The organism is Pseudomonas sp. D4002 (assembly GCF_013385665.1).
In the GTDB taxonomy this organism is placed as follows: Bacteria; Pseudomonadota; Gammaproteobacteria; order Pseudomonadales; family Pseudomonadaceae; genus Aquipseudomonas.
Window position 1 is genome coordinate 312,250 of record NZ_JACAPN010000012.1, and the last position, 21,237, is coordinate 333,486.

At 61.7% G+C, this 21,237-nt stretch carries 19 protein-coding genes; 14 read left to right on the plus strand and 5 right to left on the minus strand.

What is annotated here, in order from left to right:
• Positions 1-2: 2 nt before the first annotated feature.
• Positions 3-839, minus strand: coding sequence for a transporter substrate-binding domain-containing protein (locus HX824_RS06350; protein WP_177054324.1), 837 nt, complete (start codon positions 837-839; stop codon positions 3-5).
• 239 nt (positions 840-1,078) lie between these two features.
• Here HX824_RS06350 and HX824_RS06355 point away from each other — a divergent pair, with 239 nt between their 5' ends.
• Positions 1,079-1,939, plus strand: a complete 861-nt coding sequence (locus HX824_RS06355; protein ID WP_003207477.1) for a LysR substrate-binding domain-containing protein — start codon at positions 1,079-1,081, stop codon at positions 1,937-1,939.
• A 3-nt stretch (positions 1,940-1,942) separates the two neighbouring features.
• Here HX824_RS06355 and dnaQ read toward each other — a convergent pair whose 3' ends face one another.
• The 3 genes from dnaQ to HX824_RS06370 form a co-directional block, all read right to left on the minus strand.
• Entirely contained in the window at positions 1,943-2,683 is a 741-nt protein-coding gene (gene dnaQ, locus HX824_RS06360; RefSeq protein WP_162835175.1) for a DNA polymerase III subunit epsilon, read from the minus strand.
• A gap of 70 nt (positions 2,684-2,753) precedes the next feature.
• The gene (rnhA, locus tag HX824_RS06365; RefSeq protein ID WP_003207474.1) at positions 2,754-3,206 is read right to left on the minus strand and encodes a ribonuclease HI; all 453 of its coding nucleotides are present in this window, start codon (positions 3,204-3,206) and stop codon (positions 2,754-2,756) included.
• Between the two features lie 101 nt (positions 3,207-3,307).
• Positions 3,308-4,066 (minus strand): class I SAM-dependent methyltransferase, encoded by a 759-nt coding sequence (locus HX824_RS06370; RefSeq protein ID WP_008435200.1) that lies wholly within the window; start codon positions 4,064-4,066, stop codon positions 3,308-3,310.
• 65 nt (positions 4,067-4,131) lie between these two features.
• Here HX824_RS06370 and gloB point away from each other — a divergent pair, with 65 nt between their 5' ends.
• The 7 genes from gloB (at position 4,132) to HX824_RS06405 (ending at position 13,945) form a co-directional block, all read left to right on the plus strand.
• A complete protein-coding gene (gloB, locus tag HX824_RS06375) occupies positions 4,132-4,899 on the plus strand; it encodes a hydroxyacylglutathione hydrolase (RefSeq protein WP_177054325.1) in 768 nt (255 codons plus the stop codon).
• A 98-nt stretch (positions 4,900-4,997) separates the two neighbouring features.
• Positions 4,998-6,410 (plus strand): lytic transglycosylase domain-containing protein, encoded by a 1,413-nt coding sequence (locus tag HX824_RS06380; protein ID WP_008435202.1) that lies wholly within the window; start codon positions 4,998-5,000, stop codon positions 6,408-6,410.
• A gap of 168 nt (positions 6,411-6,578) precedes the next feature.
• The gene (locus tag HX824_RS06385) at positions 6,579-8,408 is read left to right on the plus strand and encodes an extracellular solute-binding protein (RefSeq protein WP_177019986.1); all 1,830 of its coding nucleotides are present in this window, start codon (positions 6,579-6,581) and stop codon (positions 8,406-8,408) included.
• Positions 8,405-10,243: an extracellular solute-binding protein gene (locus HX824_RS06390; RefSeq protein ID WP_102605660.1), complete on the plus strand. Its 1,839-nt coding sequence runs from the start codon at positions 8,405-8,407 to the stop codon at positions 10,241-10,243. The genes HX824_RS06385 and HX824_RS06390 overlap by 4 nt, the downstream gene beginning before the upstream one ends.
• Position 10,244: 1 nt before the next feature.
• Entirely contained in the window at positions 10,245-11,318 is a 1,074-nt protein-coding gene (locus HX824_RS06395) for a microcin C ABC transporter permease YejB (RefSeq protein WP_177054326.1), read from the plus strand.
• Position 11,319: 1 nt separating this feature from the next.
• Positions 11,320-12,339, plus strand: coding sequence for an ABC transporter permease (locus tag HX824_RS06400; RefSeq protein ID WP_008435209.1), 1,020 nt, complete (start codon positions 11,320-11,322; stop codon positions 12,337-12,339).
• Between the two features lies 1 nt (position 12,340).
• Complete coding sequence (locus HX824_RS06405; RefSeq protein ID WP_102368872.1) at positions 12,341-13,945, plus strand: ABC transporter ATP-binding protein; 1,605 nt, start codon at positions 12,341-12,343, stop codon at positions 13,943-13,945.
• Between the two features lie 71 nt (positions 13,946-14,016).
• On the opposite strand, the gene HX824_RS06410 is transcribed toward HX824_RS06405, so the two are convergent.
• Positions 14,017-14,862: an oxidoreductase gene (locus HX824_RS06410; RefSeq protein WP_134326411.1), complete on the minus strand. Its 846-nt coding sequence runs from the start codon at positions 14,860-14,862 to the stop codon at positions 14,017-14,019.
• Positions 14,863-14,972: 110 nt separating this feature from the next.
• Between HX824_RS06410 and HX824_RS06415 the strand changes: the two genes are divergently transcribed.
• The 6 genes from HX824_RS06415 to HX824_RS06440 all read left to right on the plus strand — a co-directional run bounded on the left by HX824_RS06415 (position 14,973) and on the right by HX824_RS06440 (position 21,237).
• Positions 14,973-15,884, plus strand: a complete 912-nt coding sequence (locus HX824_RS06415) for a LysR family transcriptional regulator (RefSeq protein WP_003207454.1) — start codon at positions 14,973-14,975, stop codon at positions 15,882-15,884.
• 96 nt (positions 15,885-15,980) lie between these two features.
• A complete protein-coding gene (locus tag HX824_RS06420) occupies positions 15,981-16,511 on the plus strand; it encodes a sigma-70 family RNA polymerase sigma factor (protein ID WP_177019984.1) in 531 nt (176 codons plus the stop codon).
• A complete protein-coding gene (locus HX824_RS06425; RefSeq protein ID WP_177054327.1) occupies positions 16,508-17,467 on the plus strand; it encodes a FecR domain-containing protein in 960 nt (319 codons plus the stop codon). Before HX824_RS06420 ends, HX824_RS06425 begins: the two co-directional genes overlap by 4 nt.
• Positions 17,468-17,563: 96 nt before the next feature.
• The gene (locus HX824_RS06430; protein ID WP_371319408.1) at positions 17,564-20,032 is read left to right on the plus strand and encodes a TonB-dependent siderophore receptor; all 2,469 of its coding nucleotides are present in this window, start codon (positions 17,564-17,566) and stop codon (positions 20,030-20,032) included.
• Between the two features lie 155 nt (positions 20,033-20,187).
• The gene (locus HX824_RS06435) at positions 20,188-20,349 is read left to right on the plus strand and encodes a hypothetical protein (RefSeq protein ID WP_177054329.1); all 162 of its coding nucleotides are present in this window, start codon (positions 20,188-20,190) and stop codon (positions 20,347-20,349) included.
• A gap of 63 nt (positions 20,350-20,412) precedes the next feature.
• On the plus strand, positions 20,413-21,237 hold the full coding sequence (locus tag HX824_RS06440) for an AraC family transcriptional regulator (RefSeq protein WP_003207444.1): 825 nt from the start codon (positions 20,413-20,415) through the stop codon (positions 21,235-21,237).

Below are 21,237 nucleotides of genomic sequence, written 5' to 3' on the forward strand. Positions count from 1 at the left end.
TGTCAGGCGCCCTTGAACTGTTTCTGCAACTCCACCAGCGCCGGGGACGCCGGGGTGATGTGGTTGCGGGTCTGGGCTTCGATCAGCCCGCCGCTGCGGTGCAGGTCCTTGACGATGGGGTCGAGTTTGGCCTGGGTGTCGCTCTCGCCACGGCGGGTCCAGATCACCGATGGCGCCGGGTTCAGCTCGGGACTGAGGGTGCGGTAATCCTTCCATTCGGCGCTGTCGTTGATCAGCGGGTTGACCAGGGTGGAGTCATGCACCGCAGCGACGCAGTTGTTACCGCGCAGGGCCAGCAGGGATTCCGAAGAGCTCTTGAAGGCCTTGATCTGCGCGCCCAGTTCGGTCAGCGGCTTGACGTAGCTGCTGCCCTGGGAGGTGCACACCGGCTGGTCCTTGAGATCTTCCCAGCGGGTGATCTTGCTGTCCTTGAGTACGGCAGCAGTGCCGCCGATCTTGTAGAACGGCGTCGGCACGAACCCGAGGATCTCGCCACGCTCGGCGGTCCATTCCATATTGGCGATCAGCAGGTCGACCTTGCCCTGTTGCAGGAACTGCACACGGTTGGCCGGCAATACCGGCACCAGCTGCACCTCGGCGCCCAACTGACGGCCCAGCTCGTTGGCCAGGTCGACGTTCAAGCCCCTGGGCTTCTGGGTGGTGGGGTCGATGCCGCCAAACGGCCCGCCAGACAGCAGCACGCCGACCACCAGCACATGGCGCTGCTGGATCTTGTCCAGGGTCGCATCGGCCTGAGCCACTGCGCTGCCGCCCAGGGCGATCAACGCGCCCAGGACCACAGGCAACCTTCGTTTTACCGCCGCGCGCACAAACCCCATGGAACTCCCCTCATTAGCGATCGGCGTACCCCGACCTGATGTGGGGGCATGCTAGGGAGAGTGCCGGGCTAACGGAAATTCAAATATCTAATATCGTTATAACTTCCCGTATATGGACGCGCTGACTTTTGGCCATATACTCGAATTCATTAGCCCTCGTAAAAACCCGGCGCGACAAAACATAAACATCTGTAATGTTTATCTTCGCACCCTTGATATAAAAACGCCCTGGAATGGCCATGTCGACCCTCGATCTTGAACTGCTCCGCACCTTTATCGCCGTGGTCGACCACCACAGCTTTGCCGAAGCCGGCACTCACCTGGCACGCACACAATCTTCCGTCACCCAGCATATGCAGCGTCTGGAACAACAAGTGGGCGTCAGCCTGTTTGAAAAACGTGGCCGGCAAAAACAACTGACAGAACCCGGGATGCAGCTGTTGCGGCATGCGCGGCAGATGCTCTCGCTGAATGACGATGCACTCAATTCCTTGCGGGAAAGCAGCCTCAGCGGCGTACTGCGTATCGGCTCGCCCCACGACATCGCCGACACCATCCTGCCGCCGATCCTCAGCCACATCGCCCGCTCGGCACCGCGCCTGCGCCTGGAGATCGACGTCGGGCGCAGCCCGTTCCTGATGGATGACCTGCACCGGGGCAAGGTCGACATGGTGATTTCCACCCGCGCCGATGCCAACCTGGAGGGCTTTGCGCTGCGCACCTCGCCGGTGTGGTGGATTTGTTCGGCGCAATACATTCACTCGCCAAGCGAGCCGCTGCCATTGATTCTGGTGGATGAGCCGAGCATTTATCGGCGCTACGCCCTTGAGGCGCTGGAACGGGCGAATATCCCGTGGCGCCAGGCGTACCTGGCATCGAACCTGATCGGGATCAAGGCGGCAACCCGCGCAGGGCTGGGCGTGACCCCACGGAGCATGGAGATGCTCGGGCCGGATATGCGGGTATTGGGGGAAAACGATGGATTGCCGAGGATGCCGGAGGTCACGTACTACCTGTGGATCCGTCCGAACACGGCGAACCCGATTGCGCGCAAGGCTTATGACTTGATCAGGGCCAGCCAGGGGCTGGCGCTGGGATAACGGTTATTGCTGGGTCAATTGGGTCCACAACGCGGGTGCGCCGGCAGACTTGGCGATCGCCTCGAGGCGCGCTGCATGCTCGGCCATGTCCTGCTCGCTGGCACGAATGATCGTGGTGGGCTGGCGATCCGCTGGCAGGCGGCGGATTTCCGAAGGACGATTGCCCGAGCCCTCCGCCGAACCATTGCCGTCCGAGGCATTACCGGCCAGGGACAGGCTGGTCTGGCCACCGGTCATGGTCAGGTAGACGTCGGCGAGAATCTCGGAGTCGAGCAACGCGCCGTGGAGTTCACGGCCAGAGTTGTCGACGCCATAGCGTTTGCACAATGCGTCGAGGCTGTTGCGCTGGCCCGGGTGACGCTCACGCGCCATCATCAAGGTGTCGAGGATCGAGCAGTGCCGGGTGATATCAGCCCGGTCGGTCTGCCCCATCAGCGCAAATTCGTTGTTGATGAAGCCAACGTCGAACGCCGCGTTATGGATGATCAGCTGCGCGCCGTTGATGAACTCGAAGAACTCATCCGCCACTTCCGCAAACCGTGGCTTGCCCACCAGGAATTCGTTGGTGATGCCGTGGACGCCGATGGCGCCTTCGTCACTTTCCCGATCCGGTTGCAGGTAGACGTGGAAGTGCCGGCCGGTGAGGCGGCGGCCCATCAGTTCGACACAGCCGATTTCAATGATCCGGTGGCCGTCGGTCACCGGCATGCCGGTGGTTTCGGTATCGAGTACAACAGATCGGATGGCCATCAGGGTTCAGCTCTCAACGGTTTGGTACATTTCAAGGGGCGGGATCTTAACACGTCAGACGGCATCAGCTCTGTTTGTAGCCGCGCACTTCATCCACACCGCGGTTGGCCAGTTGGTCGGCCCGCTCGTTGCCGGGATGGCCGATATGCCCGCGCACCCATTTCCAGGTGATGTTGTGGCGATTGCATTGCTCATCGAGCAATTGCCACAGGTCGGCGTTTTTCACCGGCTCCTTGGCCGCAGTCTTCCAGCCGCGCTTCTTCCAGTTGACCATCCACTCGTTGATGCCCTTCATCACGTACTGGGAGTCGGTCACCAGCAATACGTCGCAACGGCGCTTGAGCTCTTCCAGGCCACGGATCGCGCCCATCAGTTCCATGCGGTTGTTGGTGGTGTTGGCTTCACCGCCCCACAGTTCCTTCTCCACGCCCTTGCACACCAGCAAGGCGCCCCATCCGCCGGGGCCGGGGTTGCCCTTGCAGGCGCCATCGGTGAAGAGCTCTACGGTATCGGTCATTTCACTGTCCATTAAAGCGGGATCCATCAAAGCGGGTTGCCGATAATCGACCGACAAGTGCCCGAGGTCGAGAGGCTCGACCTGAAATCAAAAAGGTATGTTTACTGTTCGCTCTGCTTGCGATTGACCTTGGCCATCGGCATCGGCACCAGCTTGCCCATCGGCTCGCGACGCACCTGGCGCACCGGGCGCAGGCCAACGACGATCTTGCGCGCCACCAACAGGTAGAAACCCCCGCCGGACAATTGCCAGGCACCGGCCCTGCGTTCCCAGCCGGCCAGCCGGCCTTGCCACTTGGCAGACGCAAGCGGCGGACGATAGCACCCGAAGCGGCGTTTCTCCAGCGCAAAGCCCAGCAGGTTCAACCAGTCGCCGACTCGCGACGGCGAGATGCAGCGCGCCTGGCGCAGCCCGTCATGGGCGAACACATGGCGCAAGCCCCAACTGCTCCAGGGGTTGATGCCAATGATCAGCAAATGGCCACCAGGGCGCACGCTGCTGGCCGCTTCGCGCAGCAAACCGTGGGGCGACAGGCAGAAATCCAGGCCATGCTGCATCACCACCACATCGGCCGCATGCTCGCTCAACGGCCAGGCCTGCTCCTCGCAGACGATTTCAACCCCCGGCAGCGGCGCCCCCAGGCGCACATTGCGTTGCACCTGGGGTGCCGACGGCGGGGTTTGTGCCGACGGCCCGTAATGCACCAGGTAACCACCAAAGAACCGACCCAGCTCGTCTTCGAGCATGCGCCGTTCTTCATCCAGTAAAAATTGCCCGACAGGCCCGGACAGCCATTCACGGGCGGCACCGATCAGTGCCAGCCACTCGGGATCGGCCTGGGCGAACGCTTTATCAGTCATTGCATTCTCCAACGCGCCAAGAAGCTCTAAGATGCACCAATGTGTTCAGCTTGGCGAATCAAAGAATGATACAGATCAGTGCCCTGCCCGCCTTCACCGATAACTACATCTGGTTGTTACAGGATCAGCCGAACAAGCGCTGCGCGGTGGTCGATCCCGGTGATGCCGCGCCCGTGCTGGCCTGGCTCCAGCAGCATCCCGAGTGGACCCTCAGCGACATCCTGGTGACTCACCATCACCATGATCATGTCGGCGGCGTCGAGCAACTTAAAAGTGTTTCAGGCGCCACGGTATACGGCCCGGCAAATGAAAAGATCCCGGCGCGGGACGTGGCACTCCAGGATAACGACCGCATCAACGTGCTGGGTTGGGACTTCGAGGTGTTTGCCGTACCCGGCCATACCCTGGGGCACATCGCCTTTTATCACGAGGGCGTGCTGTTCTGTGGCGACACCCTCTTCGCCGCCGGTTGTGGCCGCCTGTTCGAAGGCACCCCGCAGCAAATGCACACCTCACTGGAACGCCTGGCGGCCTTGCCGGCCAACACGCTGGTGTACTGCACCCACGAATACACACAAAGTAACCTGAGATTCGCCCAGGCCGTGGAACCGCATAACGCGGATATCGCCGAACGGGTGGAGAACGTGCGGCAACTGCGGGCGAACGGCCAGATAACATTGCCTTCGACTTTGGCCCTGGAAAAACGCACCAACCCTTTTCTGCGGACCTCTGAAACATCCGTTAAAGAAAAAGCGGACGAACGGAATGGCCGCGATAACCGGGCCGGGAGTGAGGTGTTTGCTAGCTTGAGGTCGTGGAAAGATACGTTCTAAGCGCGCGGAATTTAGTACGTAATTTCTGAATGGTTGACCGCAACCCACGCGCTTTCTAGAATCGCCCGACATTTTTGCCCGGAACTTACTTCCAGCCAATGTCGTCATCTATTCGTAAAACCAACCATTCAGACGCATTGACCCGCCTGGCTCAAGCCGTGGCGGTGGCTGTGTCCGCTACTCTGGCGGGCTGCCAATCGACCCATTTTGCCGCACAATCCACCGTGCAACCCAAGCCAAACCTTACCGCCAAGATCAAGCAAAAACCCCTTTGGCTATCAGAGAAGCCAAGCCCGGAAGTGCCCCAGGATGTCTGGGAACGCATGCGCCGGGGCTTTCAATTGCAGGACGGGTTAGGCGTCAACCCGCGCATTGAACAGCAACGATTGTGGTTTGCCAGCAACCCATCCTTCCTCGAGAACGCCGGCGAACGCGGCAGCCTCTACATTCATTACATCGTCGAACGCCTTGAAGAACGCAACATGCCCCTGGAGCTGGCGCTGCTGCCAGTGATTGAAAGTGCCTACAACCCAATGGCCTATTCCCGCAGCGATGCGGTCGGCCTGTGGCAGTTCGTTCCCGCCACCGGGCGCTATTTCAACCTGCGCCAGACCCGCGCCTACGACGGCCGCCGCGACATCACCGCCTCCACCACCGCCGCCCTCGACTACCTGACTCGCCTGCATGACATGTTCAACGGCGACTGGTTGCTGGCCCTGGCGGCTTACAACGCCGGTGAGGGCACGGTCAGCCGGGCCATCGAGCGTAACGAGAAGCTCGGTTTGCCGACGGACTACTGGAACCTGCCACTGCCCCAGGAAACCAAGGACTACGTGCCCAAGTTCCTGGCGCTGTCCCAGGTAGTGCTGGCCCCCGAGGCGTATGGCGTCAACCTCAACCCGATCGCCAACACGCCGTACTTCGAAGTGGTAGAAATCAAGACCAGCATGGACCTGTCACGGGTCGCCGCGCTGGCCGAGATCGACGAAGACGAACTGTTCCAGCTCAACCCTGCCTTGAAACAGCGCACCACCCTGGACGGCCCGCAGCATTTGCTGGTGCCGACGTCCAAGGCGCAGCTGCTGGCCAGCAGCCTTTCGGCGATGAAGCCGGAAGAATTGCTGAGCATGCGCCCGAAAAAGCCGGTGTTCGACGACGTTGAGCACAAGGCCATTGCCGGTCGCACCCGCAACTACAAGGTGCGCAGCGGCGACAACCTGACGCTGATCGCCAAGGCCAACAAGGTCGATGTACATGACCTGCAGCGCTGGAACAAGCTCAACGGGCAGGCGCTCAAGGTCGGCCAGACCCTGGTGATGCAGGACACCCGCAAGCTGGTGGCCAAGGCCGACAGCAAGAAGCCGGTGCAGTACAAGGTCAAGAAAGGCGATTCGCTGTACATCGTCGCCAAGCGCTTCAACGTCGAGATGCAACATCTCAAGCGCTGGAACCCACGCACTGGCCAGGCGCTGAAACCTGGGCAGATGCTGGTGGTTTCCGGGCCGCGCTAAGCAGCAAACACGAGGGGGAACTGGCAACAGCTCCCCCTTTGTTCTTCACCCTGCCAACCCCCATCCAAGCCTGTAGTCTCCCTCCTGCGGCGCCAGCCTTTTTCCAATCGGAACAAGCTGTTACTGTACGGTTCATAAAGCCCAAGCCGCCTGGATCGGATCCCTGACTTGAAGCGTCCCCTCCTTCTACTAATAAGTCTGGCCTTGAGCTTTTCCGCGAACGCGACCATCACCGAGAGCCACGGTTATGCGCAGTTCGGCACGCTCAAGTACCCGGCCAAATTCACCCACTTCGACTGGGTAAACCCCGCAGCGCCCAAGGGCGGCACCTTGCGGGTCATGGCGTTTGGCACGTTCGACACCCTCAACCCTTACACCTTCAAGGGTTCCAGCCCGGTTTCCACCGCCAATTTCCTGCAATATGGGGTTAACGAGCTCAATGAGCCGTTGATGGTCGGCACCGGCCAATATGCCCCTTCCGGCGATGAACCCACCTCCAGCTACGGCCTGATTGCCCAATCGGTGGAATACAGCGAGGACCGTAGTTGGGTAGTGTTCAACCTGCGCCCTGAAGCGCGGTTTCACGATGGCAAGCCGATCACCGCCTACGACGTGGCGTTTTCCTATCGCACGCTGCTGACCGAAGGCCACCCGCAGTACCGCACCAACCTGCAGGAAGTGGCCCGGGTCGACATTCTTAACCGGCATCGCATTCGTTTTGTGTTCAAGCGCGCCGGCAACCCGTTGCTGATCCTGCGCCTGGGCGAGCTACCGGTATTGCCCCAGCATTACTGGAAAAACCGCGACTTCAAGGCCACCACGTTCGAACCGCCGCTGGGCAGCGGGCCTTACCGCATCAGCAAGGTCAGCCCCGGGCGACAACTGGTGTTCGAGCGGGTCAAGGATTACTGGGGCAAGGACCTGGCGGTCAACCGGGGTTTCTATAACTACGACAAGGTCGAGGTGGAGTTCTACCGCGACAGCGACGTGGCCTTCGAAGCGTTCAAGGCCGGCGAGTTCGATATCTATATCGAGCACCAGGCGAAGAACTGGGCCAACGGCTACAACTTCCCGGCGGTCAACCGGGGTGATGTGATCAAGGCACAGATCGCCCACCAGATACCGACCCAGAGCCAGGGCCTGTTCATGAACAGCCGGCGCCCGGCCTTCAGCCAGGCCAAGGTCCGCGAAGCGTTGGGGCTGATGTTCGATTTCGAGTGGACCAACCGCACCCTGTTCAGCGGCGCCTATAAACGCAGCCTCAGCTATTACCCCAACAGCGAGTTCTCCGCCACCGGCGTGCCGACCGGCCATGAGTGGCTGATGCTGTCGCCCTATCGCGACCAACTGCCGGCCAACCTGTTTACCCAGCCCTTCAGCCTGCCCCAGACCGACGGTCGCGGCATTCCTCGCGACACGATGCGCCGCGCCCTCGCATTGTTGGCGGACGCCGGCTGGAAGCTGTCCGGGCAACGCTTGCTCAACAGTGACGGGCAGCCGCTGAGGCTGGAGATTCTGCTGGTGAACCCGAACCTGGAGCGCATCCTGCAGCCCTATGTCGAGAATCTGACAAGCATCGGCGTCGATGCCCGCTTGCGCACGGTAGACCGCGCACAGTACAAACAACGCCTCGATCAGTTCGACTTCGACATGATTCTGATGACCCTCAACCAGACCCTCAGCCCCGGCCTTGAGCAGTGGCAGTATTTCCACTCCAGCCAGGCGGGGATCAAGGGCAGCAAGAATTACGCAGGCATCGCCAACCCGGTGGTCGACCACCTGCTGGACCAACTGCTGGCGGCGCAAACCCGTGAAGAACAGTTGGCCGCAGGCCGGGCGCTGGACCGCGTCCTGCTGTGGCAGCACTACAGTATTCCCAACTGGTACCTCAACTATCATCGCCTGGCGTACCGCAACCGGTTCGCCTTCGTCACCACGCCGCCCTACAGCCTGGGCCTGAGCGCATGGTGGCTGAAAGCTTCGGAGAAAGCCCAATGATACCTTTGCGTACTGCGATCCTTGGCAGCCTGCTGTTTTGCGCCGCGGCCAATGCGGCCCCGCAACATGCCCTGACCCTCTACAACGAACCGCCCAAGTACCCCGCCGATTTCAAACACGTCGACTACGTAAATCCGGATGCCCCCAAGGGTGGTACCTTCCGCGTATCCAGCATGGGCAGCTTCGACAGCCTCAACCCATTCATCAGCAAGGGCGTGCCGGCAGATGATATCGGCCTGATCTACGACACCCTCGCCCAGCAAAGCCTGGACGAACCCATCACCGAATACGGCCTGGTAGCCGGCAAGATCGAAAAGGCCCCGGACAACAGCTGGGTGCGCTTCTACATCCGCCCCGAAGCGCGCTTCCACGACGGCCACCCGATCCGTGCCGAAGACGTGGTGTTCAGCTTCCAGACGCTGATGAAGGACGGCTCGCCGATCTTCAAGACCTACTACGCGGATGTCGACGAAGTGATCGCCGAAGACCCGCTGCGGGTGCTGTTCAAGTTCAAGCGCACCAACAACCGCGAACTGCCGCTGATCCTTGGGCAACTGACAGTGTTGCCCAAGCATTACTGGGAGGGCCGCGACTTCTCCAAGGGCAACCTGGAGATTCCGCTGGGCAGCGGCCCGTACAAGGTGGCCGAGGTCAAGGCCGGGCGCTCGGTCCGCTACGAGCGGGTCAAGGACTACTGGGCCAAGGACCTGCCGATCAACAAGGGTTTCTACAACTTCGATTACCGGGTCACCGATTACTACCGCGACAACACCGTGGCCCTCGAAGCCCTCAAGGCCGGGCAGTTCGATTACTGGCTGGAAATCAGCGCGAAAAACTGGGCCAATGCCTACAACACCCCCGCCGTCACCCAGGGCCGCCTGATCAAGGAAGAAATCCCCAACGGCAACCCCACCGGCATGCAGGGCTTCGTGTTCAACACCCGCAAACCGATGTTCCAGGATGTGCGGGTGCGCAAGGCCATCAGCCTGTTGCTGGACTTTGAATGGAGCAACAAGCAACTGTTCAACGGCGCCTACACCCGCAGCCGCAGTTATTTCGAAAACTCCGAGATGGCCGCCACCGGCCTGCCCGGCCCGGATGAGCTGGCGATTCTTGAACCGCTGCGGGACAAGATCCCGCCCCAGGTGTTTACCGAAGCCTTCGAGCCATCGAAGACCGACGCCAGCGGCATGATCCGCACCCAGCAGCGCGAGGCCTATCAACTGCTGCAAGAGGCCGGCTGGAAGATCGTCGACGACAAGATGGTCGACACCACCGGCAAGCCGGTGACCATCGAGTTCCTGCTGGCACAGACCGAGTTCGAACGCATCCTGTTGCCGTTCAAGCGCAACCTGGCAGACCTGGGGATCGACCTGGTGATTCGCCGGGTCGACATCTCGCAGTACATCAACCGCATCCGTTCGCGGGATTTCGACATGGTGGTGGGCAGCTTCCCGCAATCCTCATCGCCCGGTAACGAGCAGCGCGAGTACTGGAAGTCATCCAGCGCCGACAAGCCCGGCAGCCGCAACTACATCGGCCTGAAAGACCCGGCCATCGACCAGTTGGTGGAAGAACTCATCGACTCCGACTCGCGCAAGAGCCTGGTGGCCCACGCCAAGGCCCTGGACCGCGTGCTGCAGTTCGGCTACTACGTGATCCCCAACTGGCACATCAAGACCTTCCGCGTGGCGTATTGGGACCACCTCGGCCATCCGAAGGTCTCGCCACGGTATGACGTCGGCACCGCCACCTGGTGGAGCAAACCCGACGTGAAACCTGCGATAACCGTGGACACCAACCAGAGCGCCGATCCGGCGAGCGGGGGCGACTGAGATGCTGGCCTATATTTTTCGTCGACTGCTGCTGATCATCCCGACCCTGTTCGGCATTTTGCTGATCAACTTTGTGATCATCCAGGCCGCCCCGGGTGGCCCGGTGGAGCAGATGATCGCCAAGCTCGAAGGCTTTGAAGGCGCCACCAGCCGGATTGCCGGGGGCGGTGCCGAAGTCTCGGTGGCCGGTTCCAGCTACCGAGGCGCCCAGGGCCTGGACCCGGCGCTGGTGAAGGAAATCGAGAAGATGTACGGCTTCGACAAGTCGGCGCCGGAACGCTTGTGGATCATGGTCAAGAACTACGCCCGGCTGGATTTTGGCGACAGCTTCTTTCGCGATGCGAAGGTCATCGACCTGATCAAGGAAAAGATGCCGGTGTCCATCTCCCTCGGATTATGGAGCACCCTGATCATGTACCTGGTGTCGATCCCCCTGGGGATCGCCAAGGCTACGCGGCACGGCAGCCACTTCGACGTGTGGACCAGCTCGGCGATCATCGTCGGCTACGCGATCCCGGCGTTCCTGTTTGCGATCCTGCTGATCGTGGTGTTCGCCGGCGGCAGTTACTTCGACTGGTTTCCGTTACGCGGGCTCACGTCCAACAACTTTGATGAGTTGAGCTGGGGCGGCAAGGTCCTCGATTACTTCTGGCACCTTGCCTTGCCGGTGACCGCCCTGGTGATCGGCAACTTCGCCACCATGACCCTGCTCACCAAAAACAGCTTCCTCGACGAGATCAACAAGCAGTACGTGGTCACCGCCAAGGCCAAGGGCCTGACCAACCACCGCGTGCTGTACGGCCATGTGTTTCGCAACGCGATGCTGCTGGTGATTGCCGGCTTCCCGTCGGCCTTCATCGGCATCTTCTTCACCGGCTCGTTGCTGGTGGAAGTGATCTTCTCCCTCGACGGCCTGGGCCTGATGAGCTTTGAAGCGGCGATCAACCGCGACTACCCGGTGGTGTTCGGCACCCTGTTTATCTTCACCCTGCTGGGATTGGTGGTGAAGCTGACCGGCGACCTCACCTACACCCTGGTCGATCCGCGCATCGACTTCGCCAGCCGGGAGCATTGAGATGAATCTATCCCCCCTCAATCGTCGCCGGTTCGAGCGTTTCAAGGCCAACAAGCGTGGCTGGTGGTCGCTGTGGCTGTTTTTGATCCTGTTCGGCCTGAGCCTGGGCGCCGAGCTGATCGCCAACGACAAGCCGCTGGCGGTGCACTACGACGGCGACTGGTACTTCCCGGCGCTCAAGCGCTACCCCGAGACCACCTTCGGCGGCGAATTCCCGCTGGAAGCCAACTACAAGAGCCCGTATATCCAGGAGCTGCTCAAGGCCAAGGACGCGTGGACGTTGTGGGCACCGATTCCGTACAGCTACCAGAGCATCAACTACGACCTGAAAGTTCCGGCCCCCGCCCCGCCGTCACGGGACAACCTGCTGGGCACCGATGACCAGGGCCGCGATGTGCTGGCGCGGGTGATCTACGGCTTCAGGATTTCCGTGCTGTTTGCCCTGACGCTCACCGTGCTCAGCTCGATCATCGGCGTGATCGCCGGCGCGTTGCAGGGCTTCTACGGTGGCTGGGTCGACCTGGCCGGGCAGCGCTTCCTGGAGATCTGGTCGGGCTTGCCAGTGCTGTATTTGCTGATCATCCTCGCCAGTTTCGTGCAGCCCAATTTCTGGTGGCTGCTGGGGATCATGCTGTTGTTTTCCTGGATGAGCCTGGTGGACGTGGTGCGTGCCGAATTCCTGCGCGGGCGTAACCTGGAATACGTGCGGGCGGCGCGGGCGCTGGGAATGCAGAACGGCGCGATCATGTTCCGCCATATCCTGCCCAACGCCATGGTCTCCACCATGACCTTCATGCCGTTCATCCTGACCGGGGCGATCGGCACCCTCACCGCGCTGGACTTCCTGGGTTTTGGCCTGCCGGCCGGCTCGCCGTCCCTGGGTGAACTGGTGGCCCAGGGCAAATCCAACCTGCAGGCGCCGTGGCTGGGCATGAGTGCGTTTGCCGTGCTGGCGATCATGTTGAGTCTGCTGGTGTTTATCGGCGAGTCCGCTCGCGATGCCTTCGACCCGAGGAAATGAGATGAATCAGGACAATCTGATCGAAGTCCGCGACCTCTCCGTCGAGTTCGTCGTAGGCAACAGCCACCAGCGGGTGGTGAACAACGTCAGCTTCGATATCAAGCGCGGCGAAACCCTGGCACTGGTGGGCGAAAGCGGCTCGGGCAAGTCGGTCACGGCGCACTCGATATTGCGCCTGCTGCCCTACCCGCTGGCACGTCACCCGTCGGGCACGATCCAGTACGCCAACCACGATTTGCTGACCCTGAAGGAAAAGACCATCCGGCATATCCGCGGCAACCGGATTGCGATGATTTTCCAGGAGCCGATGACCTCGTTGAACCCGCTGCACTCCATCGAGAAGCAGATCAACGAAGTGCTCGGCCTGCACAAGGGGCTTACCGGCAAGGTGGCCACCAAACGCACCCTGGAGTTGCTGGAACTGGTGGGCATCCCCGAGCCCCACAAACGCCTCAAGGCGCTGCCCCATGAGCTGTCCGGCGGCCAACGCCAGCGGGTGATGATTGCGATGGCCCTGGCGAATGAGCCGGAGTTGCTGATTGCGGACGAGCCGACCACGGCACTCGACGTCACCGTGCAGTTGAAGATCCTGGAGCTGCTCAAGGAACTGCAGGCGCGCCTGGGCATGGCGTTGCTGTTGATCAGCCACGACTTGAACCTGGTAAGGCGCATTGCCCACCGGGTATGTGTGATGCAAAAAGGCTGCATCGTCGAACAGGCCGAATGCGAAACCCTGTTCGAGGCGCCGCAGCACCCTTACACCCAGGAGCTGCTGGCAGCGGAACCCAGCGGCGGGCCCGCCACCAATGAAGTCGGCCCACCGTTGCTGGAAGTCGATGACCTGAAGGTCTGGTTCCCGATCAAGAAAGGCTTCCTGCGCAATACCGTCGATTACGTCAAGGCGGTGGATGGCATCAACTTCAGCCTGCCCCAGGGCCAGACGCTGGGCATCGTCGGTGAAAGCGGCTCGGGCAAATCCACCCTGGGCCTGGCAATTTTGCGGCTGATTGCGAGCAAGGGTGGCATTCGCTTCGAAGGCCATCAGATGGACAAGCTCAGCCAGCAACAAGTGCGCCCGCTGCGCCGGGAAATGCAGGTGGTGTTCCAGGATCCGTTCGGCAGCCTGAGCCCGCGCATGTGCGTGAGCGAGATCGTCGGCGAAGGCCTGCGTATCCACAAGATGGGCACTGCCGCCGAGCAGGAAGCGGCGATTATCGCCGCGCTGAAGGAAGTGGGCCTGGACCCGGAAACCCGCAATCGCTACCCCCACGAATTTTCCGGCGGCCAACGCCAGCGCATCGCTATTGCCCGCGCTTTGGTGCTCAAGCCCCGGCTGATTTTGCTGGATGAACCGACCTCGGCCCTCGACCGTACCGTGCAGCGCCAGGTGGTGGAACTGCTGCGCAACCTGCAGGCCAAGTACAACCTGACCTACCTGTTCATCAGCCACGACCTGGCGGTGGTCAAGGCCTTGAGTCACCAACTGATGGTGGTAAAACACGGGCAGGCGGTTGAACAGGGAGATGCACCCGCGATCTTCGCCAACCCCCAGCATGCCTACACCCGGCAGCTGCTGGAGGCGGCGTTTTTGGTGCCCGGCCCCTAGCAGTAGAACCACCGTAGCAGCTGTCGAGCCCCAGCGAAGCGGCGGCTCGACAGCTGCTACGCCATTGGGTGTCAGAAATCGGTTGAGGCCGACAATTCACGCCAGGTGTCGGTCTCTTCCTTGACGTAGGCCAGCTTGTCCTCAATCGCCTGCAACGTGTCGGTGCCCAGGGCCAGGCGCATCGGCGGATGCGGCGCGTCCACCAGCTTGATCATGGCCACTGCCAGCAGCTCCGGGTTACCCGGTTGCTGCTGGTTGTAGACCTTGGCCAGCTTGCGCACCTCGCCGGACGTGGCGGCGTAGTCGTCGATGATCAGGGGCGACTCCACCAGGGAGTTGCCATCCAGGAAGTCGGTGCGGAAATAACCCGGCTCCACCACCGTCACCTTGACGCCCAAGGGTGCCAGCTCTGCGTGCAGCGCCTCGCTCAACCCTTCAACGGCAAACTTGGTCGAGCAGTACGTGCCGAATCCCGCACCCGAACGGAAGCCGCCCACCGACGAAATATTGATCACATGCCCGCTGCGCGCCTGGCGCATGAACGGCAATACACCGCGAGTGACATTGAGCAGCCCGAACACGTTGGTTTCATACAAGCGGCGAACCTCATCGGCAGACGCCTCCTCCACCGCGCCCAGCAGGCCAAAACCGGCATTGTTGACCAACACATCAATGCGCCCGAAGTGCTCAATGGCGGCACGGGCAACGTCGGCAGCCTGGGATTCGTCGGTCACGTCCAGCTGCACCGCCAGCAGCCCGGGTTGCTCGCCGAAGCGTTGGGTGACGGTATGGGCGTTGCGGGCCGTGGCCACCACCGCATCACCGTGGGCCAGTGCTGCCGCGACGATTTTCGCGCCGATGCCCCGGGAAGCCCCGGTTACCAGCCAAACACGCTTGAAGGAATGTGCCGTTGTCATGATCCGTACCTGATGGAGTGAATGTGAAGCCAAAGTACGCTGAGGCATTAGCCTGAAAAACCGTCTCGTGCTACAAGCACTCTGAAACAGAATTTCATAATGGCTGACTGATGAACCTTGATCCCTTCAATGGCTTGACCGAATTTCTCGCCGTGGCCGAACTGAAGAGCTTCACCCAGGCCGCTGCACGCCTCGGCGTAACACCGACGGCGGTCAGCCATGCGGTGAAGACCCTGGAGAAGCGCACGGGTGTGGTGCTGTTCCAGCGCACCACGCGCCGGGTGGCGCTGACCGAGGCCGGCATGACGCTTTACAGCCGCCTGCGCCCCGCCGCCGGGGAGATTGACGAAGCGCTGGCGGCCCTCAGTGGCTACCGCGACCGGCCCATGGGCACCCTGCGGCTGACGGTGCCAAGGTTGTCGGGCAAGTTGCTGATCGAGCCGTTGATCCCGCGTTTTCGCGAGGCCTTCCCCGATGTGGTGCTGGATATTTCCCTCGACGATGCCACGGTGGACCTGGTGACCGAGGGCTTCGACGCCGGTATTCGCCTGGGGGAATCCATCGACAAAGACATGGTTGCCGTGCGCCTGACCCCGGACCTGAACTGGTCGGTGGTGGGCTCTCCCGCCTACTTTGCCAAGGCCGGCAAGCCGACAACGCCGGAAGCGCTCACGGCCCATCAAACCATCGGTTATCGCTTCCTGACCTCGGGCATGGCACACCGCTGGGAATTCGAGCGGGCGGGCCGGGAATTTACGGTCGGCGTTCAAGGCGGGTTGATCGTCAATGACCGCAACCTGATGATCGCCGCCGCGCGGGCCGGCCAGGGCCTGGCGTACGTGAGTGATTTCGAGGTCATGGAGGACCTGGCTTCAGGCGCACTGGAGCCCGTGCTGCAATCTTTCGTACCGCCAAGCAGCGGGCTTTACCTGTATTTCCCCGCCCGAACCCAGAGCCAACCGAAACTGCGGGCCTTTATCGACCTGGCCACCGCATGGATTGCCGAAAAGCGTGGGCGCTGACAACGCCGCAAAAGCAAACCAATATCATTTGCGCAGTGCCCGGCCCTTTGGTTTAATCGCGACCAATTCTTATTTACGCCAAGGCTTCTGCGCCACATGGATACTGTGTCGACCCCGTCCACCTCGTTCAGCGACCTCTACGGCAATCACCATTCCTGGCTGCTGGGGCTGCTGCGCCGGCGCCTGAGCAATCGCTGGGATGCGGCGGACCTGGCCCATGACACCTTCATCCGGGTACTCAAGCGCCCGCCGGCCGGCGCCGATGAGACGCGGGAGCGCTCCTACCTGGCCACCATCGCCCGGGGGTTGTGCATTGATCACTGGCGTCGGCGCCAACTGGAACAAGCGTGGCTGCAAAGCCTCGCGGACCGGCCGCAAGCCCTGCAACCGTCGCCGGAGCAGCGGGCAATCATTGTCGAAACCCTGTACGAAGTGGATGCCATGCTCGCGCGGCTGCCCCACAAAGTCCGCGAGGCATTCCTGCTGGCGCAGTTACACGGCCTGCCCTACAAGCAGATCGGCGAACAGCTCGGGGTAGGCGAACGGATGGTGAAAAAATACCTGGCCCAGGCGCTGCTGCATTGTGCGGTGCTGGAAGCCGAACTGGACGGGATGCTCGTGGAGTGAACAGCCCCGGAAAGCTCAGCCATGCCAGCCTTGAGCAAGCGGCCCATTGGTACGTACGCCTGCAGGATCAGCCAGAGGCTGCCCAGCACTGGCAGGCATGGCTCGGGCAAAGTCCGGAACACCAGGCCGCCTGGGGTTATGTAGAGCGGGTCAGCCAACGCTTTGCGCCGTTGGCCGAGCAATCCCACAGCGCCAGCCGTGCGTTGCGCAGCTCTCGGCGCCAGACGCTCAAGACCCTGCTGGTGTTGTGTGCCGGTTCAACGCTGGCCTGGGGCACCTGGCGCAACACCGCCCTGCCCCGGTTGGTGGGAGGCTGGAGTGCGGATTACGCAACCGCCGGCGGTGAAACCCGCGAAGCGCTGCTGGACGATGGCAGTCGCCTGTGGTTGAACGCCTTGAGCGCCCTGGATGTACGTTTTGACCGGGTCCAGCGCTTGCTGCACCTGCGTTTCGGCGAAGTGCTGATCGAGACCGCCAAGGACCCGAACCGCCCGTTCCTGGTGGAGACCCAACAGGGCCGCCTGCGGGCACTCGGCACCCGCTTCAGCGTGTTGCAGGACGGCGACAGCACCGTGCTCAATGTGTTTGAAGGTCGGGTCGAAGTGCGCACCGCCGCCAGCCAGCAACAACGAATCATCGAGGCCGGGCAACAAGTGGCCTTCACCCGCGATGGGTTCAATCTCCATTCACCCGCATCCGCCACCCGTGAGGCCTGGAGCCGTGGCGTACTGCTGGCCGACAACCTGCCGCTTGGCCAACTGGTCGCCGAACTCAATCGTTTTCGCCCCGGCCACCTGGGTTGTGATCCAGCCGTGGCGCAATTGCCGGTAATGGGTTCGTTCCCCCTCAAAGACAGCGACCACGCACTGCGCCTGCTACAGGCCGCGCTGCCGATTCAGGTCGACACGCTCATGCCGTGGTGGGTCACGGTCAGGCCCAAACACCCAGGCACATAAAAACTTTCAGCCGTCAGTTCCCTTTTCCAAAACTCGTTCGGTAAACCCTGCAGATGCTTTCAATTCGCCGATCGATTTGATCCAAAGGGAATGTTCATGTCGCAACCCGTTCGCTTCACTTTGCGCCCGCTGGCGCTGGCCGTTACTGCTACCTTGTTGTGCCTGGGCGCGCTCGACGCGCAAGCCGCCGAGTCGCCGTCTACTCAGGAAACGGCCCGCCACTACACCATCGCCGCGGGTTCGTTGGTCAACGTGCTGAACAGCTTCGCCGAACAGTCCGGGATCTTTTTCGCCGGCCACAACAGCCTGGCCAGCGGCAAAACCAGCCCGGGCCTCAACGGCAGCTACACCCCGGCCAGCGGTTTGCAACGGCTGTTGCAAGGCAGCGGCTTGCAGGCCGTGCCCCAGGGCAACAACGGCTACGTGCTGGAGTTGGTCCCGGCCAACACCGGCGCCCTGGAACTGGGCGCCACCACCATCTCCGGCGAAGGCCTGGGCGCCACCACCGAAGATACGCACTCCTACACCACCGGCGCCATGGCTTCGGCCACCGGCCTGGCGCTGTCGATGCGCGAGACGCCGCAGTCGGTAACAGTGATCACCCGCCAACAAATGGACGACCAAGGCTCCACCAGCATCGCCGACACCCTGCGCCGTGCACCGGGCGTGAGCGTGCAGAATTACGACAGCGAACGCTGGGAGTTTTCCAGCCGCGGCCTGCCGATCACCAACTTCCAGTACGACGGGGTCAACTCCACCTACGACGGCGTGTATGACTACGGCACCACCAGCACCGACATGGCGGTGTATGACCGCCTGGAAATCATCAAGGGCTCAGCCGGCCTGATGTCCGGCTCCGGCGATCCTTCGGCCACGGTCAACCTGATTCGCAAAAAGCCCACCCGGGACTTCAAGGCCTCGGTCACCCAGACCTTCGGCTCGTGGGACAACTACCGCACCGAAGGCGATATTTCCGGGCCTTTGACCGACTCCGGCAACGTGCGCGGGCGCTTCGTCGGCGTGTATCAGGATCGCCAGTCGTACCTGGACCACTACCAGAACACCAAGGACATTGCCTACGGCATCCTCGAAGCCGACCTGACGCCGGACACCCTGCTGACCTTCGGCATCGACCAGCAGGACACCCGCTCCCGTGGCGCCAGCTGGACCGGCTTCCCGATGTACTTCAGCAACGGTTCACGCACCGACTTCTCGCGGTCCTTCAACCCGGCCGCCGACTGGAGCCGCCGCGACTTCCAGAACCAGACCCTGTTTGCCTCGGTGCAACAAAAGCTCGCGAACGACTGGTCGCTGAAAGTCAGCCTCGACCGCAAGCGCAGCCAGCACGACACGCTGCTCGCCTCCGCCAGCGGCGGCAACCCGGACCCGGTCACGGGCGGCGGGATGTACATGTTCATGGGCAAATACAAGGGTGACCAGGTGCAAAACACCCTGGACATCAACCTCAATGGCCCCTTCAGCCTGTTCGGGCGCGAGCATGAGTTGATCATGGGCTTCATGGCTACCCGCTCGAAACAGGACGTGCCGGTGTACGGCTCGATCTACCCGCCCGTGGGTGGCAACATTTACGACTGGCGCGGCGAATACCCGAAGCCTGACATTCCCCGCAGCGGCCAGAACGACATCGTGCAACGCCAGACCGGCGCGTACCTGGCCACGCGCTTGAGACCCACCGATGACCTGTCGGTGATCCTTGGCACCCGCGTCAGCAACTTCAGCGGCACCGACAACACCGACTTCTACGACCCGACCAAGGCCGACAACCGTTTCACCTACCGCCAGACCGGCGTCGTCACGCCCTATGCCGGTATCGTCTACGACCTGAATGACATCTGGTCGGTGTACACCAGCTACACCAAGATCTACAAACCGCAAAACAGCAAGGACGCCGACCGCAAGTTGCTCGATCCGATTGAAGGCGACACCTACGAAGCCGGGCTCAAGGCCGCTTTCTTCGACGGCCGCCTGAACGCCAGCTTCGCCGCATTCCGCATCGAACAGGACAACGTTGCGCAGTACGTTTCCGGGTTTGAGACCGACTCGGTGTATCGCCCAATTGCCGGCGCCACCACCAAGGGCTTTGAAGTCGAACTGGCCGGTGAAGTGCTGGACGGCTGGAACGTCTCGGCGGGCTACACCTACCAGCACAGCCGTGACGCCAACGGCGATTACGTCTACGGCTCCGTGCTGCAAACCACCACGCCCCAGCAAGTGGTGCGGTTGTTCAACACCTATCGCCTGCCCGGCGCCCTGGAGAACCTGACCGTGGGTGGCGGCGTGAATTGGCAGAGCGAGTTCTTCGGCAATGTGTTCCAGCCCGATCCCAACGACTCGGTGAATTTCGGCCACAACTCACGCATTACCCAGGACAGCTACTTCCTGGTGGACGTCATGGCGCGCTACCGCTTCAACGAGCACCTGAGCACCACGTTGAACGTGAAAAACCTGTTCGACAAAAAGTACTACACCGGCCTGGGCAACTTCGGTACCGGTTTCTACGGCGAGCCGCGCAGCCTGCAATTGGCGACCCGCTGGGATTTTTGAGCCCAAACGCCAGACTGCCGTAGCGCTTGCAACGGCAGTCGACTCGGGCTACATCCCGTCAGGAAGGTACGTCTGTTGTTCCTTCCCGGGCGATCCGAGGATGAGGGCTCCGGTTGCCCATAAAACGTGGGCGACCCGCACGGAGCCGAACTGACATGGAAGATCTGCCCTTTCTCTCGCACTTGCTGAACTTGCTGACAGGCGCCGATGAGGCGCGAGCGGCGGCGAAGCAACCCCTTTCCCTGGCAAACGCCATCAACGGCGTAGATCCGCGGATCGGTTTCCTGCGCAGAATGGAACCCGAAACCATGAAATGAAACGTTGCAGGCCGGTTTCTGTGTAATCATTCACTGCATTGTTTCCCGGTGAGACTTGTAGTGATGCGATCGCCCCTCGAACCGACTGCCCCGTCCTTCTGGCGCGACGAACGCCTGCCGTTCATTGAGGCTCGCACCATCGCCGACGGGCGGAAGGTCTGCTACACCCGCCACGCCCACGAGCACTTTTCCATCGGCGCGATCACGGCCGGGCAGAGCCTGTACATCCATGGGGCATCGACCTTCAAGATCAGCACCGGCACCGTGGTCTTGATGAATCCCGGGGATGTCCACGCCTGCAACCCCATTGATGATCTGCCCTGGTCCTATCACATGCTGTATATCGATACGGCCTGGCTGACCGACCTGCAGCACCAGCTGGGTTTCAGCAAGGACCAGGACTTTCGTCCGTTCACCGCCACCCACACCACGGATGTCGCGTTGTACCGCGGGCTGAACGAGCTGTATGAGGTGCTGGTGGACAACCACGCCGAACACCTGCACAAGCAGAGTGCGGTGGTGAGTTTTTTCACCGAGGTGCAACAACGCCTCAACCCGTCGGAGACCCCGGTGCGCGAGGTCAATCACAAGCTGGAGCGGGCCGCCGACTATATCCGCGAACATTGCACCGAGGCCCTGAAGCTCGAAGACATTTGCCAGGCGGCTGAACTGTCGCCGTCGTACCTGATTCGTGCGTTCAAGCAGTATTACGGCATGACGCCCCACGCATTCCTGGTCAATCGCCGTATTCAGTTTGCCCGCACCCAGTTGCGCAGCGGCCAGTTGATCGCCGACGTCGCACTGGCGGCCGGCTTTTCTGATCAGGCGCATTTCCAGCGCACGTTCAAACAGCACCTGGCGGCAACGCCCGGGCAGTATCGCGGCTGA

What these genes read in the sequence shown, in the direction of transcription:
- HX824_RS06430 (WP_371319408.1), top strand. Translation starts at nt 17,564, where the DNA reads ATGTCGCAACCCGTTCGCTTCACTTTGCGCCCGCTGGCGCTGGCCGTT.
- HX824_RS06400 (WP_008435209.1), top strand. Translation starts at nt 11,320, where the DNA reads ATGAATCTATCCCCCCTCAATCGTCGCCGGTTCGAGCGTTTCAAGGCC.
- HX824_RS06390 (WP_102605660.1), top strand. Translation starts at nt 8,405, where the DNA reads ATGATACCTTTGCGTACTGCGATCCTTGGCAGCCTGCTGTTTTGCGCC.
- HX824_RS06370 (WP_008435200.1), bottom strand. Translation starts at nt 4,066, where the DNA reads ATGACTGATAAAGCGTTCGCCCAGGCCGATCCCGAGTGGCTGGCACTG.
- HX824_RS06405 (WP_102368872.1), top strand. Translation starts at nt 12,341, where the DNA reads ATGAATCAGGACAATCTGATCGAAGTCCGCGACCTCTCCGTCGAGTTC.
- rnhA (WP_003207474.1), bottom strand. Translation starts at nt 3,206, where the DNA reads ATGACCGATACCGTAGAGCTCTTCACCGATGGCGCCTGCAAGGGCAAC.
- HX824_RS06350 (WP_177054324.1), bottom strand. Translation starts at nt 839, where the DNA reads ATGGGGTTTGTGCGCGCGGCGGTAAAACGAAGGTTGCCTGTGGTCCTG.
- gloB (WP_177054325.1), top strand. Translation starts at nt 4,132, where the DNA reads ATGATACAGATCAGTGCCCTGCCCGCCTTCACCGATAACTACATCTGG.
- HX824_RS06355 (WP_003207477.1), top strand. Translation starts at nt 1,079, where the DNA reads ATGTCGACCCTCGATCTTGAACTGCTCCGCACCTTTATCGCCGTGGTC.
- HX824_RS06410 (WP_134326411.1), bottom strand. Translation starts at nt 14,862, where the DNA reads ATGACAACGGCACATTCCTTCAAGCGTGTTTGGCTGGTAACCGGGGCT.
- HX824_RS06395 (WP_177054326.1), top strand. Translation starts at nt 10,245, where the DNA reads ATGCTGGCCTATATTTTTCGTCGACTGCTGCTGATCATCCCGACCCTG.
- HX824_RS06415 (WP_003207454.1), top strand. Translation starts at nt 14,973, where the DNA reads ATGAACCTTGATCCCTTCAATGGCTTGACCGAATTTCTCGCCGTGGCC.
- HX824_RS06435 (WP_177054329.1), top strand. Translation starts at nt 20,188, where the DNA reads ATGGAAGATCTGCCCTTTCTCTCGCACTTGCTGAACTTGCTGACAGGC.
- HX824_RS06380 (WP_008435202.1), top strand. Translation starts at nt 4,998, where the DNA reads ATGTCGTCATCTATTCGTAAAACCAACCATTCAGACGCATTGACCCGC.
- HX824_RS06420 (WP_177019984.1), top strand. Translation starts at nt 15,981, where the DNA reads ATGGATACTGTGTCGACCCCGTCCACCTCGTTCAGCGACCTCTACGGC.
- HX824_RS06440 (WP_003207444.1), top strand. Translation starts at nt 20,413, where the DNA reads ATGCGATCGCCCCTCGAACCGACTGCCCCGTCCTTCTGGCGCGACGAA.